This is a genomic window from Soonwooa sp., from assembly GCF_030151385.1.
GTDB lineage: Bacteria > Bacteroidota > Bacteroidia > Flavobacteriales > Weeksellaceae > Soonwooa.
Map to the genome: position 1 here is coordinate 1 of NZ_JASLDS010000044.1, position 13,890 is coordinate 13,890.

Below are 13,890 nucleotides of genomic sequence, written 5' to 3' on the forward strand. Positions count from 1 at the left end.
ATCGAAGTTAAAACAAGAAGTTACAAATAATCTCCAACCAATAAATATAAAATTATGAGTGCAAAAAAAGGCTTAAATCTTACGCTGAAAATTTGGAGACAAAAAAATAATAAATCCAAAGGTCAATTTGAGACCTACAAAATATCTGACGTTTCTACAGATTCTTCTTTCTTGGAAATGTTAGACATTCTGAACGAGAACTTAATTAACGAAGGTAAAGAACCAGTAGCTTTCGATCACGACTGTCGTGAGGGTATTTGCGGTATGTGTTCTTTGTACATCAACGGTCGTGCGCACGGTCCAGATACTGGTATCACAACTTGTCAGTTGCACATGCGTCACTTCAAAGATGGAGAAACTATCGTTATTGAACCTTGGAGAAGTGCAGCTTTCCCTGTAATCAAAGATTTGGTTGTGGATAGAAGTGCTTTCGATAGAGTAATGGCAGCAGGTGGTTTCATCTCTGTTAACACTTCTGGTAGAACAACAGATGCTAACAATATTTTGGTTCCTAAAGAAGATTCAGACAGAGCAATGGATGCTGCGGCTTGTATCGGATGTGGAGCTTGTGTAGCAACTTGTAAAAATGGTTCTGCAATGCTTTTCGTTGGAGCAAAAGTTTCTCAATACGCTTTATTGCCACAAGGTCAAGTAGAAGCTAAGAGAAGAGTTCTAAACATGGTAACAGCTATGGACGAAGAAGGATTCGGAAACTGTTCTAACACTGGAGCTTGTGAAGTAGAGTGTCCAAAAGGAATTTCTCTAGAAAACATCGCAAGAATGAACAGAGAATATATGTCTGCTTTTGTTGATAAAGGATAAGACAATTCTTAGATAAACAAAAACGCCTTTCAAATTTTTGAAAGGCGTTTTTTATTTTTATTGATTTTAAGCTTGTATCATTTTTTCAGGACGTTACAATTAAATCTTAAAGATCAAATACGTTTGGTCTTTTAACAACGATACAGTCCTTTATCCAAAGTGTAAAGGCTAAACCTAAATAGAATAAAAAGAAAATACCAGCGGTCGCAAAAGTGGAGTAGATGAAGAACACACGCAACTTAGAAACGGGTATTCCCAATTTGCTTCCCATTCTGGTCAAAACCCCAAACCATTCTCTCTCAAAGCGGTGACGTATATTGTCAATCATGTTTTAAAATCTTAAATCCGATACCGCAATTTAAGCATTTTTTTTCGATGCAGTTTTCACGATAATGTTGTAGAAAAGCTTGAGATTCCAAAGCCGAATTTATTGGAATTTGCAAATGCTTCCAATGGTCGATAATTTGATTTTTTTCGGGCTTTAGATTTTTGTAGAAGTCGATTATTTGGTCATTAATGTCTTCGTCTTCGGAAAAATAATATTTAATAGGTAAAAAAACATTGAGGATTATTAGATCTATAAAATCTTTGGAAAGCGCCGTCGAATGTTCTTTTGTCTGTTTTGAAATTTGATAATGTGTTTCCCAATATTCTGAGCTTTTCACTTTTTCTAAAATTGAATAAAAATCTTCTATGCTTTTTGCATTGATTATTTTTGAAAATAGATGTGCTTCTTGATGTATTAAAACCGATAATTGCGACAATCGAATCGTAGGAAAATTTGGCGGTCGCATTTTTGAAAACTTTGGGTTAAATTTCAAATCACTCAGCTTAAATTTTGAAGCTAAAAATTGATATTCTCGTTGCCAAATTTTAGTTTGTTCATCAATGTTTTCAACAGTGTTTAAAAGTCCAGTAGTTCCCAGAAGTAAAGCTTCTAAACTTGTTTGGTTCGCTCTTATTTTGTTTAAAATATTAAAACCTAAATAGGAGATCATTTCACTAAAAAGTTCTGCGTTTACTTTTAGTCCAAAACCATAAGCAAGTTGCTCTAACAAGATTTGCTCTTTGTTATTTTGGGTATTTTTTAGTCGTTCAAAAATGGATTTTCGTTTTTTCTCAAGCTTTTCCAAAAGTTTTTGTTCAGCAAAAAATAAAGGAAGATCGTTTGGTTTTATGAGCTTTTCGCAAGCAATAAAATCAAAAGGATTGTCATTGAGATTAATAAGTTTATTTAAAACCGATTCGGAAACATAATTTTTCAGTTCCAGACATGGGATGTTTTTTTGTACTAAACTTTCGATGTCGCAATCATCAAAATAGACGACATGAAGAATTAAAGAATCATAATGATCGCTTTTCTCATGTTGGTGAAGATACCAATCCGAGCTTTTGATATGGATTTCGATGTTGCCGACAAAGGTCGTGTTTTGGTATTTAATTTTAGCTAAAGAAAAATCTGGACCTTGATCATAATTCCATTTTCCAAAATCTAAAACCTCGATGGGAAAACCTTTTGTACACCGAAAATCTAAATTGGAAAACAGTTTTTTGCTCCAGATATATTGCAAAATGTGTTCGTTCATCATGGTGTTTATAGTTTGTGTAACATAAAGTTACATTTTATTTTTATGAATTTCTTTTTATTTCTGTTTTAAAAAAATAAAATGACAACTAAAGTTTCTTAGATTGTTAAAAAGGAACTCTAATAATTGGAAAAATTATGTTAATTTCGCAGTCGTATAAAACGAATAACACAAACAGATGAAAGAAATAGCAAGCATTTTTAAAACTTTTTTCGCGTATTTAATTCGCCCACAACTTTATCCAGAGCTTTTCAGAAAGATTTATAAAAATATCTTTCAGAGACAAGCGGCTTTCAAAGGCAAAGATAGCGCAGAAGAGTGGTGTCGTTCTTTGGCGATAAGTCAAGATGATGCGATTAAAAATATCCTAGATTTTAAGGACTACCAAACGATTAATAATCTTTATCCAGACATTATGAAGGAGGCTTCGGAAACCGAAAAAAGTTGCCCAATCAAAATGGGTGGTGCTGGCGCATTGGATTTAATCTATTATTTAAATGAATATACTTCTGCGAAGAATTCATTAGAAACTGGTGTTGCTTACGGTTGGTCTTCATTGGCGGCCTTATTGTCTTTACAAAAAAGAAATGGAACTTTGTACAGCTCTGATATGCCATATTTAGCGCAAAATGGTGATAAATATGTTGGTTGTGTGGTAGCTGAACATCTTCGCCCAAATTGGAAACTTTTCCGTTTTGCAGATAAAGAGTCACTTCCAAAGATTTTTGCAGAGCAAAATGAATTTGACTTTATGCACTATGATAGCGACAAATCTTATAATGGCAGAATGTGGGCATATCCTATTCTGTGGGAGAAATTGAGAAAAGGTGGCATCCTAATGAGTGATGACGTGTCGGATAATGCTGCGTTTATGGATTATTGTGTAAAGAATAATCTAAAGCCGCATATTGTTGGATTCGATGATAAATATGCAGCTTTTGTGATTAAGTAATTACTTTTTTAGAAGCTTGTTGTAAAGCGCAATATACTGCGGAATTATATTTTTGATATCAAATAGTTCCGCATTTTCTTTGGCATTAAGTTTCATTTCTGCTAAAAGTTTTTCATCAGAAAGTAGTTGGATTGCATATTCGGTCATTTTTTCGACATCGCCAATATCTGCTACGAAGCCAGTCTTGCCATTAATATTAACTTCGGGGATTCCGCCAGCATTACTACTGATAACTGGTACACCTGCTGCCATAGCTTCCAAAGCTGCAAGTCCAAAACTTTCTTGTTCTGATGGTAACAAAAAGACATCCGCTAGTTTCAAAATTCTTTGCAAATCATCAACTTTTCCTAGAAGTCTAATTTTGGTAATCAATTCTGGATAATCGCTCAAAAAGTTATTGATGACTTCCATATCTGGACCTTCGCCAATAATGACCAACTTCGAATCGATTGTCTTTTCAACATTTTTAAATATTTCCAAAACATCTTGAATCCTTTTAACGGGACGCAGATTCGAAACGTGGATCAAAATCTTTTCACCTTTACTAGCGAACTGATCACGACAGCAAACAAATTTTTCAGCGTCGAAAAGTCCGTTATCTATAAAGTTGTTTATCACTTGGATTTCCTTTTTGATATGGAAATTTTTGAGTGTATCTTGTTTCAAACTTTCCGATACAGAAGTTATGGCGTCAGATTGATTTATCGAAAATTCAACCGCTTTGTTATAACTTGGATGTTGTCCAACCAAAGTAATATCCGTCCCGTGAAGTGTTGTAATTAACGGAATATCTTTGTCATCTTCCTTCAACATTTGCTTGGCATAAAACGCTGAATATGCAAATGGAATCGCATAATGCGCATGCAAAATATCCAAATCATAAAGTTTTACAACTTGGTAGATTGTCGATGATAAAGCAATATCATAAGGTGGAAATTTGAAAAGAGGATAATTCTCTACTTGCACTTTATGGAAAAAAATATTTGCGCGGGTCATGTCCAATCTTGCTGGCAAATTCGAACTTATAAAGTGAACTTCGTGACCTTGGTTGGCGAGAATCATTCCCAATTCTGTTGCAACGATACCACTTCCACCATAAGTTGGATAACATAATATTCCTATTTTCATAATTTTTCGCTTGTTAGTTTTATAGATCTATTCCGTCACCGTATTTCCAAGTATCGTTTACAAGAACAGGAAGACGTCCAGAAATTTTTGTTTCTCCTGTTATTCCATTTACGGCAGCTTTTTGGGAATCTGCGTTATTCTCATAAGCAACTACGATGGTAGAAATGTTTGACGTATCAAGATCTTTTAATGCATAAGGACTGCCAAAAACAGTCAATATAATTTTATTTTGTTTAGCGGCTTCTTCAATTATTTTTTTAGAAGCATCGGATATTTTATAAGATTTATAAGCTGTGCTGTTGTCTTTATGCAAGCCTATAAGTATTTTAGAATTTTTTGGAAGCTTAGCAACATCACTCGGTTTAATAACACTAAGATTTATTTGGTTCCATAATTCAATTTGGAATGTACTATAAGATGCTTCCTCCAGTGGTAAGTAATATATCTTCTCTTGAGAGGAATCTAAAGGTAAAAGGTTGTTTTTATCCTTTAGAAGCGTTAAAGCATTTTCATAAAGATTTTGCACCAATTGTTGATGCGAAGCATTATTGAGGTCAGCAATAACATTATCAGGGTTTTTATTTTCGTATTTATTTAAACCTAAATAATATTTCGTTAAAAGAATTTTTTTAACACTTTCTTCCAAACGATCTTTTGAGATATCGCCTTTTGCAATGCCTTCAGCAATCAAGCGTTTACCTTCTTTAACACCTTGGGAGAATAGCATAATATCATTACCTGCTTTAAAGGCCAAAGCATCCAATTGTCCTGGCTGATATCGGTTGGCAACGGCGCCCATATTAAGCGCATCGGTAATAATTAAACCTTTGTAGCCAAGTTTGTTTTTAAGTAAATCGGTAATAATATTTTTTGAAATCGAGGCAGGTACATTTTTTTCTTTTTCTAAAGCGGGAACATAGAGATGCGCTACCATTACACCACCAATGCCTTCTTTGAGCAGCGTTTTGTAAGGTGCTAATTCTACTTCTTCAAGTCTAGAGATATTGTGTTCAACCAAAGGCAAATCGTAATGCGAATCTGCGCTAGTATCGCCATGTCCAGGAAAATGTTTAACCGCTGCTAAAATTTGATTGTCTTGCAATCCAAAGGCATAAGCTCTTGCTTTTGCAATGACATTGTTAACATCCGAGCCAAAAGAGCGATTACCAATAATTGGGTTGCTCGGATTGGTGTTAACATCGACTACTGGGGCAAAATCCCAATTGATACCCATTCTTTTACAATCTGCAGCAATTTGAGCCGCCATATTGTACACTAATTTTTGATCTTGGATAGCGCCTAAAGTTATTGCCCAAGGGAATTTGTAAGCTTTTGCAATTCTTTGGAAAAGTCCCCATTCGGCGTCCATACCAATCATCATTGGTACTTTGGACCTAGATTGGAATTCGTTAACCAAATTAATTTCCATCGCCGCATCATCTTGCATCAAGATAAGTCCTCCAATTTGTTCTTTGGTGACTAAGTTTCTAATCTCTTGGATGTGATCAATACCTTTGTTGGTATATAAAGCGACGATAAAGAGTTGTCCTAACTTTTGATCTTCGGAAAGTTGGTTGTAGGTTTTGTCAACCCAATCATGTGCAGCTTTGGTTTCTTCTGGGCTTATATTTTTAGGAATATATTGCGCTTTGTTAAAAATTGAACCAAAAATTGTGGCAGCTAGAATTAACCTTTTCATTTTTTCCGTATCTAAAAATTAAGTGACTATAAAGATATATCATCATTTTTTATTAAAAAAGAATTGTGGTATATATTTTGGAGTAAATAATTAACGAATAAATTTCAAAACTATGAAAAAGTATTTGACTATATCAGCATTATCGCTTTTGACTTTGGGCGCGGTAACAAGCTGTACGAGAGATGTTGTACAAGAAGTACAAGTTGATTATCCACAAGTGTATGATGTTAAAGGTGTTAATTTTACATCAAACAACAATTACTCTTATAATAAAAGCTTCACAAAAGCAATGTTAGACCAAGATTATGTTGTAGTCTTTCATCAAAGCGGAACTTTGAATAATGGAAAACCAATTTGGGAGCCAGTTCCGACAGCGATATATCTTAAAAATGGTGACGAAGTTGATTATAACTACGACTTTTCAACTGTAGATTTTACGTTATATCTAGGTGGTACAAATACTTCTTTTACTTTGCCTGAATTTGCTTCAAACCAAACCTTTAGAGTAATACTTGTTCCTGCTGAATTTGGAAAAGGAACAACTAACAATTTGTCAAAAATGAGTTATGATGAAATAATTCAACGTTACAAAATCAACGATTCTAAAGTTGTTACTTTGTAATAAGTTGACTTTAAATAAATAAAAAAGCGAGAAAATTTTCTCGCTTTTTTTATGTTACAAATCTTTGTCGTTAAGAAGATGACCAAAGAATTCTTTTTTTGTTTTAAGATAAGAGGAACTATTTTCGTTTGCCTTTATCTGTAAAGGAATCCTTGAATTTAGTTTGATGTTACTTTCTTCAACATATTTTAATTTTTCCGGATTGTTGGTCATTAAGTTGACTTCTGTAATTCCTAAAATATTTAAAATTTCTATCGCAACATCAAATTTTCGACCATCTGCAGGAAGTCCCAATTTTAGATTGGCTTGCACTGTGTCAAATCCTTTTTCTTGAAGCGCATAAGCTTTCAATTTATTGATGATGCCGATATTTCGACCTTCTTGGCGAAGATAGACAACAACGCCACCGTTTTTATCAATATAAGATAAAGCCGCATCGAGTTGTGGTCCACATTCGCATTTCAAAGAATGGAAAACTTCACCAGTAATACATTCCGAGTGAAATCTAACATTAACTGCTTTGGAAAAATCTGTATTGTTAGCAATAATTGCCATGTGAGGCATCCAATCATCCTCTCGTTCAGAAAAAGCTATTATTTTGAAATTGCCCAACTCTGTAGGCACATTAGCTTCAGCTTGTATTTTGAGCATTTAATTTAAAGTAAATTTATTTAGTAGTAATGATATCCTTTGAAGCGTTTTTTTCAACAGCTTCCAAAAGGTTCATATTCGTTTTAATGTTAACCAGATATCTGTTAAGGACTTGATCATCATCCTTGTTAAGATATTTTCTTAATCTTTGGATGTTTTTGTAGTTGTCTTCGAATTGCTTTTGAGATTTTTTCTTCTCTTTTTCGTTAGAAGATCGTACTGCATAAAGATAATTGGTTAGGCTTTTTTTGAGTTCGCTAACTTGATTGTTAACTGCAACATTTTTGAATTTAGGAAATGTTGATACCAAATTAGAAATAGTAGAACTATAAGTAATCCTTTCCGGTGATACATTTCGCTCCGTGTTTGCAGGCAAATCATTTGAAAAAGTATTGTCCGCATAGAAGCCAGTCTCTGAAGAACAAGAAACTAGAAATAGCGATAACGGCAATAATAAAACTCTAACCCAGCGAATCATTTTTTTTGTGCTTTTTGATATAGGATTGGGTTAAGAGATTCGTCATTATACATTTTCATCTGCTTGTACGTTTTCATCTTAACATCACCGTTTTCAATATCAATTAGCAATCGGTCTATCGCAGTCATGAGATCTTTTTTCTGCTCCAGCAATACATTCAGTTTTGCAGAACATTTGGCAACATGCTCAGCGGAAGCATCCTCGCGGATCACTTCTTGATTCATGTGGTATATTTTTAATGCTAAAATTGAAAGTCTGTCAATAGCCCAAGCCAAAGTCTCAGAGTTAATTTTTGCATCATTTTTAGGAGTAATATTTTGGAACTTCTCTAGGAACCAATCATCGATGTTTTCTACTAAATCTGTTCTTTTTTGATTAGAAGAATCGATACGACGTTTTAGTTGTAGTGCGTCCACCGGATTGATATTCTCATCACGGATAATATCCTCCAAATGCCATTGTACGGTGTCAATCCAATTCTTTGTATACAAAAAATGTTCCAAGCTGTTAGTTTGGAACGGATTATTTTCTAAAGTATCGACGTTGTCTAATTGATGATAGTCTTTAATCGACTGATTAAAGATGTCCCAAGCCTGCTCAACAAAGTTCATTTTCTAGTTGTTAGTCGTAGAATTGTTATTGTCTGGCTTTTTGTCTTCCTCTTTTACAGCATCTTTGAATTCTTTGATTCCTGAGCCTAAACCTTTCATTAATTCAGGGATTTTTTTACCTCCGAATAATAATAATAGGATTAAAGCAACGATTAAGATGTGTTGCCAAGAAAGTGCAAGTATAGTTAATGAATGATACATTTTTTACGTTTTTTGATTTGACAAAGTTACATTATTTTTTAATACGAAACCCAACCCATTGGATCAACTGGATTTGTGTCATTCCATATTTGGAAATCCAGTGTGTAAGAACCATCCAAGCTTGTTGTAATGTCACCAATTTGCGTTCCTGCAGAAACTGTTTGACCAGCCTTTACATACACATTTGATAGGTTAGAGTATACGGTGAAGTAACTGCCATGTTTTACCATAACTGTTTTGGTGCCGCCATCGACAAGGATTCTTGATACAACGCCAGGGAAGACACAACGTGCTTTTGTTCCTGGGCTAACTGCGATTTTGATACCGTTATTTTCTTCCCAAATGTTTTTGAAAACAGGATGTTGTTGACGTCCAAATCTGTGTGTGATATTTCCTTTTTCTACAGGGAAACCAATTCTTCCTCTATTCTCTGCAAAGTTACTACCAGCAGTAACGCTTCCAACACCAAATGCCTTCATCGTTTTGGTTTCGGCAGCTTGTTTTTCTTCGTCTTTTTTCTTGTTTAAAGCAGCCTCTGCTGCTTTGGCTTCCGCTAAACGATCTTCCGCTGCTTTAGCACGAGCTTTGGCTTCATTGGATTCACGCTCTGCGATAATTCTTTTAGCTTCAGCTTTTGCATCCGAATCCGCTTTTGCAGCTTCGTCAGCGCGCTTCTTTTCATCAGCCGCTTTTTTCGCTGCCAATTCTCGAGCTTTACGGGTTTCTTCTTCTAATGCTTTACGTTCTCTTTCAAGTGCTTCAGCTTTTGCTTTATTTTCAGCGTCGATTCTAGCTTTTTCTTTTGCTGCTGCAATTAAGGCTTGGCGTTTACGCTCTTCCTCGGCTTTTCTTTCGGCTTCAGCTTTTTCTTTTGCTGCACGAATTTCTTCGTTAATGATAGCACGAATTTGACCTTCCAAAGATTTTTGTTGTGCTTGCTTTTGTTTTAGCTCAGCCGTTAACTGCGTCTCATTTTGTTTGAATTCAGCAAGAAGAGTTTCCTTTTGTTTTCGATCAACTTCAATAGTCGCTAATTCTTTTTTCTGATCAAGAAGTAGGTTGTCTTTTTCGCCAACAGCTTTTTGCTTTTTAGCAATATTTCTTTGGATTTCTTTTGCTTTGTCGTTGATTTCGGCTGCTTTACGATCTTGATATTCCGAATATTGTTTTAAATACTGGATTCTACGTAGTGCCTCACCCATACTTTTTGAAGAAAGGATGAAGATAACTTTATTTTGAACACCTTTGTTTTTGTAAGCTTTCACAAGAATTGCTGCATAATCTTCGCGCAACTTGCCAAGCTCACGTTTATTCTTATTGATTTCTAATTGAGATTTGTAGATGTCGTCCTCAATAAAGCGTTTCTCCTTTTGGGTATTGTTATAGGATTTTTCTCTTAAAGCTATTTTTTGATTAACAGCATTAAGGTATGCAAGTGACAATTTGGACTCGTTTTTAGTTTTGGCTAAATCTTCATTAATTGTCGCAATTTGCTTCTTAATATCAGCGTTTTGCTTCTGTAATTGTTCCTTTGTATTTTGGCCGAAAATGCTTCCGAAAAATAAAATGCTTAGTACAAAACTAATCTTCTTTATCATTTAATCGCGGTCTTTTTATAATTATTTGGCACCGAATATGGTGTTGCCATTTTGGAAAAATCAAATTTCGTGTTTTCGATTAAGATTTGGTCTGTTTTCTTTGCTTTTATAATTATTTTAACATTTTTTGGGAACGAATTTCCTTCAAAATTTTCCCAATTGTTATAATAGACTTCCAATTGATCTTGGTTGCTTAGGTTGTTAAGCGTGACTTTACTTAAATTAAAATCGCTTCCATAATCACTTTTAACAGCATATTCAGTTGCTACACCATCAACATTAATTTTGATATTGTTTTTCGAGGTCAAAGTGTAACCTTGTGCATTTTGAGTTAACTCAAAATCTTTATCATTGGTTGGGATAAAAGTTCGTCCTAAAATTAAATTTTGTAAAGCGTTGAAATCAATGAAGTTAACTTTAAGAAGATTGTTTAGATAAGAAAAATCCGAATCAATATAGGTTTTATTGTATGATTCATAGCCTTTTACACCATCTGGTGTTGCAATGCCACGAGCAACATTGATGAAAAGAGCAGTAAGATTCATCCAAACTTTTTGACCATTTTCAATATAAATTGTGGCGCCTAATGTTGGGATAAAACTTCCATTTTCAACATTAATTTTACTGCTAATTTTAACCTGTTCAAAATTAGATTTTGTCAAAATTTTATCAAAGAAAGCCTTGTTAGATTTAACAGGTTCTGTTGTGCTAATTGGTGTCGTATTAGATTCTGTGATAGTCTTTCGAGCTGTACAAGCAGATAATGCAATTGCTGATAATATGATGATTCCTAATTTTTTCATTTTGTAAATTTATGAATAGGCTTTGCAAAATTAACGCCAATAGGCTATAAATATTTTGAGATCTAACTTCTAAAAATATTTAGATGCTAGATCTCAAATTCTTGTATGATTATTTTTTTAATCTTTTGAAAGGAAATCCAAAACAGAATAATCCCCTAAAGAAATTTCTCTTGCAACACCGTAATATTGTGCCGAGTTACCAATCATTGAGTTAGATAAGTTTCCGTGGTCAATAACTGTTTTTTCTTGGATTAGTGAATTGTCAATATTGGAGTTGATTACTTTTGTGCCATTTCCTAAAGATACATTTGGACCAATTTTAGAGTTGCTGATTTCAACATTTTCACCAATAAAACACGGGGGAATGATTAGTGAACTTTCGATTTTTGCAGAACTAGGGAATTGCGCCATAGATTCTTTTTCATACTGAAGAATCTTACCATTGGTTTCAACAGTTGCATTTTTGTTACCGCAATCCATCCAGTCGTCAACTTTTCCTAATGAAAACTTTGCGCCTTTTTGACGAAGATTTTCCAAAGCGGTTGTCAATTGATATTCACCACCTTCTTTAATATCATTGTCCATGATATAATTAATCTCAGACATTAGTTTTTCTGCACTATTAAAGTAATAAATACCAATAATAGCCAAATCTGAAACGAACTGTTGCGGCTTCTCCACGAAATCCGTGATAAAACCATATTCGTCCAATTTAACAACACCAAAAGCTGATGGATCTTCAACTTTTTTAACCCAAATAACACCATCAGAATTAGTGTCTAGTTGGAAATCTGCACGGAAAAGTGTGTCAGCAAAAGCCACAACCACATTGCCTTGCATAGAATTTTCTGCACATTTAATCGCGTGTGCTGTACCAAGTGGTTCGTCTTGGGTATATATTGAACCTTTTGCACCAAGATCTTCGGCGATTTTAATTAATGAAGCTTCAACTTCTGGTCCGAAGTCACCAATAATGAAAGCGATTTCGTCTATTTTTTCACCTGCTACTTTTGCAATATCTTCAACTAATCTTTGTACGATTGGTTTTCCAGCAATTGGGATTAAAGGCTTAGGAACTGTTAAAGTGTGTGGACGAAGTCTAGAACCACGTCCAGCCATAGGAACAATAATTTTCATTATATAAAAGTGTGTTTTATTTTCTTGTTAATAATATTTTCTTAAAGACTATTAGTTTTTGTCAATCTGCCAAATGTAGAAATATAAGCTACATAAAGCAAATTCTTAATTTTAATATTTGGTAATAGCTTGAAATTTAGATTGATTAAAATTTTCGCCCCTTAATCTTCGAGACCAACATATCCTTTTCGCTGTAGATGACGATTGCGGCAAATACAACAAAAAGTATATTACTGTACCAAAAATTGTAGTTGAAATACCTTACTATCACAAAGCTAAAAATGAAAAGAAGAATCAAGAAGAAACTCATTTTCTTCATTCGGTAAGGGATTGGATAATATTTTTGCCCTAAAAGGTAAGAGACAATCATCATAACAACATAAGCTGCGAAAGTTGCCCATGCGGAACCTATAATGCTTTTGTAATATTTCAATGCAATAAAGTTTAAAGCGATATTAACACCAGCACCAATCCACGAAATAAGAGTTCCTACACCAGTTCTATCCGTTACTTTGTACCAAGTCGAGAAATTGTAATAAATCCCGAAACAAAGATTAGCAATGACAATAATTGGTATGATGTCTATTGCAGACCAATATGTATGATTTGGGATGAGCATCGTTTTTAGCCAAGAAATATTTGCGATAATTCCCATCGCAACAACAGCTGCGAAGAACGTGAAATATTCTGTGACGTTAGCGTAGGTTTTTGTAGCGTCACCTTTATCCATTTGTTTAAAGAAAAAAGGCTCGATTCCCATTCGATAAGCGGTCACGAAAAGTGTCATTAATACAGCTAATTTATAACAACCACCATAAGCTCCTGCTTCTTCTGCACTTATGAATCTTAACTGAACCATCTTGTCAAAATTCTCATTAATGGTAAATGCAATCCCAGCCAGCATTAAAGGATAAGAATATTTAATCATCCTTAAAAATAAGCTGGTTACAAACTGAAATCTAACTTTTAAAATAATAGGTGTCAAAAGTATAAGACCTAATATACTTGTGATTAAATTACTAAAAAAAGGATAGTCAACTTTGTGAGATAATCCCATTTTTTGAGATAGCGTTTCAGGAATCCAAAAGAATAAGGCTGCGGTAAATAATGCTTGAAAAATAGATTGTACAACTCGCACAGCCGAATATTTAATAGGCATGTTGTGAAACCTTAGCCATGCAAAAGGGATAACCAAAAGATTATCAACAAAGGCTATAATCGCAAACCATTTAATATATTGAGGTGTTTCGGAATATCCTAAATAATCGGCAATTGGTTGGTTGAATATATAACATAAGATCAGAAAAATCGACGACATTGCAAAAAGAAACCAAAACGATGTATTAAAAGTTTTCTTTTCATTGTCTTTCTCTGCCGAAAATCTGAAATAAGCCGTTTCAAATCCAAAAGAAAGGATGACATTGAAAACCGAAATGACTGCATATAAATTAGTGAAAATTGCAAACTCATCAGTTTTTATTTGATGGATTAGTAGCGGATTTAGGATAAACAAAATAATCCTCGGTGCAATGGCACCAATTCCGTAGATTAATGTTTGCGTTAAAAGTTTCTTATACAAAACTGAAAAATTTTTGCAAATGT

Annotated in this window: 15 protein-coding genes; 3 read left to right on the forward strand and 12 right to left on the reverse strand. The window is 34.1% G+C overall.

Annotated features, from left to right (window positions below; translation table 11 throughout):
- The first annotated feature begins 54 nt into the window (after window positions 1–54).
- Window positions 55–822, forward strand: a complete 768-nt coding sequence (locus tag Q1V95_RS07340; protein ID WP_079668140.1) for a succinate dehydrogenase/fumarate reductase iron-sulfur subunit — start codon at window positions 55–57, stop codon at window positions 820–822.
- 106 nt (window positions 823–928) lie between these two features.
- Here Q1V95_RS07340 and Q1V95_RS07345 read toward each other — a convergent pair whose 3' ends face one another.
- Together Q1V95_RS07345 and Q1V95_RS07350 are read right to left on the reverse strand one after the other, a co-directional pair.
- Entirely contained in the window at window positions 929–1,150 is a 222-nt protein-coding gene (locus tag Q1V95_RS07345; protein WP_079668154.1) for a PspC family transcriptional regulator, read from the reverse strand.
- Window positions 1,143–2,411, reverse strand: a complete 1,269-nt coding sequence (locus tag Q1V95_RS07350; protein WP_300672255.1) for a DUF2851 family protein — start codon at window positions 2,409–2,411, stop codon at window positions 1,143–1,145. The genes Q1V95_RS07345 and Q1V95_RS07350 overlap by 8 nt, the downstream gene beginning before the upstream one ends.
- Before the next feature lie 175 nt (window positions 2,412–2,586).
- Here Q1V95_RS07350 and Q1V95_RS07355 point away from each other — a divergent pair, with 175 nt between their 5' ends.
- A complete protein-coding gene (locus Q1V95_RS07355; protein WP_300672257.1) occupies window positions 2,587–3,360 on the forward strand; it encodes a class I SAM-dependent methyltransferase in 774 nt (257 codons plus the stop codon).
- Here Q1V95_RS07355 and bshA read toward each other — a convergent pair whose 3' ends face one another.
- Both bshA and Q1V95_RS07365 read right to left on the reverse strand, forming a co-directional pair.
- The gene (bshA, locus tag Q1V95_RS07360) at window positions 3,361–4,488 is read right to left on the reverse strand and encodes an N-acetyl-alpha-D-glucosaminyl L-malate synthase BshA (RefSeq protein WP_300672259.1); all 1,128 of its coding nucleotides are present in this window, start codon (window positions 4,486–4,488) and stop codon (window positions 3,361–3,363) included. It abuts the gene before it with no gap.
- A 19-nt stretch (window positions 4,489–4,507) separates the two neighbouring features.
- Complete coding sequence (locus Q1V95_RS07365) at window positions 4,508–6,187, reverse strand: glycoside hydrolase family 3 N-terminal domain-containing protein (RefSeq protein ID WP_300672261.1); 1,680 nt, start codon at window positions 6,185–6,187, stop codon at window positions 4,508–4,510.
- Between the two features lie 112 nt (window positions 6,188–6,299).
- On the opposite strand from Q1V95_RS07365, the gene Q1V95_RS07370 reads away from it, so the two are divergent.
- Entirely contained in the window at window positions 6,300–6,809 is a 510-nt protein-coding gene (locus Q1V95_RS07370) for a hypothetical protein (protein ID WP_300672263.1), read from the forward strand.
- 54 nt (window positions 6,810–6,863) lie between these two features.
- On the opposite strand, the gene ribA is transcribed toward Q1V95_RS07370, so the two are convergent.
- The 8 genes from ribA to Q1V95_RS07410 form a co-directional block, all read right to left on the reverse strand.
- Window positions 6,864–7,460, reverse strand: coding sequence for a GTP cyclohydrolase II (ribA, locus tag Q1V95_RS07375; protein WP_300672265.1), 597 nt, complete (start codon window positions 7,458–7,460; stop codon window positions 6,864–6,866).
- Window positions 7,461–7,476: 16 nt separating this feature from the next.
- Window positions 7,477–7,938, reverse strand: a complete 462-nt coding sequence (locus Q1V95_RS07380; protein ID WP_300672266.1) for a hypothetical protein — start codon at window positions 7,936–7,938, stop codon at window positions 7,477–7,479.
- Window positions 7,935–8,549 (reverse strand): DUF4254 domain-containing protein, encoded by a 615-nt coding sequence (locus Q1V95_RS07385; RefSeq protein WP_300672267.1) that lies wholly within the window; start codon window positions 8,547–8,549, stop codon window positions 7,935–7,937. Before Q1V95_RS07385 ends, Q1V95_RS07380 begins: the two co-directional genes overlap by 4 nt.
- Window positions 8,550–8,552: 3 nt before the next feature.
- On the reverse strand, window positions 8,553–8,750 hold the full coding sequence (locus Q1V95_RS07390; RefSeq protein WP_300672269.1) for a twin-arginine translocase TatA/TatE family subunit: 198 nt from the start codon (window positions 8,748–8,750) through the stop codon (window positions 8,553–8,555).
- Between the two features lie 38 nt (window positions 8,751–8,788).
- Entirely contained in the window at window positions 8,789–10,348 is a 1,560-nt protein-coding gene (locus Q1V95_RS07395; RefSeq protein WP_300672271.1) for a peptidoglycan DD-metalloendopeptidase family protein, read from the reverse strand.
- Complete coding sequence (locus tag Q1V95_RS07400) at window positions 10,345–11,151, reverse strand: DUF4292 domain-containing protein (RefSeq protein ID WP_300672273.1); 807 nt, start codon at window positions 11,149–11,151, stop codon at window positions 10,345–10,347. Before Q1V95_RS07400 ends, Q1V95_RS07395 begins: the two co-directional genes overlap by 4 nt.
- A gap of 117 nt (window positions 11,152–11,268) precedes the next feature.
- A complete protein-coding gene (locus Q1V95_RS07405) occupies window positions 11,269–12,288 on the reverse strand; it encodes a sugar phosphate nucleotidyltransferase (RefSeq protein ID WP_300672275.1) in 1,020 nt (339 codons plus the stop codon).
- A gap of 145 nt (window positions 12,289–12,433) precedes the next feature.
- Window positions 12,434–13,867 (reverse strand): oligosaccharide flippase family protein, encoded by a 1,434-nt coding sequence (locus Q1V95_RS07410; protein ID WP_300672277.1) that lies wholly within the window; start codon window positions 13,865–13,867, stop codon window positions 12,434–12,436.
- Window positions 13,868–13,890 lie beyond the last annotated feature (23 nt).

Bases quoted from the DNA above. Each gene is read 5' to 3' on its own strand.
- Q1V95_RS07340 (WP_079668140.1), top strand. From the start codon at position 55: ATGAGTGCAAAAAAAGGCTTAAATCTTACGCTGAAAATTTGGAGACAA.
- Q1V95_RS07345 (WP_079668154.1), bottom strand. From the start codon at position 1,150: ATGATTGACAATATACGTCACCGCTTTGAGAGAGAATGGTTTGGGGTT.
- Q1V95_RS07350 (WP_300672255.1), bottom strand. From the start codon at position 2,411: ATGATGAACGAACACATTTTGCAATATATCTGGAGCAAAAAACTGTTT.
- Q1V95_RS07355 (WP_300672257.1), top strand. From the start codon at position 2,587: ATGAAAGAAATAGCAAGCATTTTTAAAACTTTTTTCGCGTATTTAATT.
- bshA (WP_300672259.1), bottom strand. From the start codon at position 4,488: ATGAAAATAGGAATATTATGTTATCCAACTTATGGTGGAAGTGGTATC.
- Q1V95_RS07365 (WP_300672261.1), bottom strand. From the start codon at position 6,187: ATGAAAAGGTTAATTCTAGCTGCCACAATTTTTGGTTCAATTTTTAAC.
- Q1V95_RS07370 (WP_300672263.1), top strand. From the start codon at position 6,300: ATGAAAAAGTATTTGACTATATCAGCATTATCGCTTTTGACTTTGGGC.
- ribA (WP_300672265.1), bottom strand. From the start codon at position 7,460: ATGCTCAAAATACAAGCTGAAGCTAATGTGCCTACAGAGTTGGGCAAT.
- Q1V95_RS07380 (WP_300672266.1), bottom strand. From the start codon at position 7,938: ATGATTCGCTGGGTTAGAGTTTTATTATTGCCGTTATCGCTATTTCTA.
- Q1V95_RS07385 (WP_300672267.1), bottom strand. From the start codon at position 8,549: ATGAACTTTGTTGAGCAGGCTTGGGACATCTTTAATCAGTCGATTAAA.
- Q1V95_RS07390 (WP_300672269.1), bottom strand. From the start codon at position 8,750: ATGTATCATTCATTAACTATACTTGCACTTTCTTGGCAACACATCTTA.
- Q1V95_RS07395 (WP_300672271.1), bottom strand. From the start codon at position 10,348: ATGATAAAGAAGATTAGTTTTGTACTAAGCATTTTATTTTTCGGAAGC.
- Q1V95_RS07400 (WP_300672273.1), bottom strand. From the start codon at position 11,151: ATGAAAAAATTAGGAATCATCATATTATCAGCAATTGCATTATCTGCT.
- Q1V95_RS07405 (WP_300672275.1), bottom strand. From the start codon at position 12,288: ATGAAAATTATTGTTCCTATGGCTGGACGTGGTTCTAGACTTCGTCCA.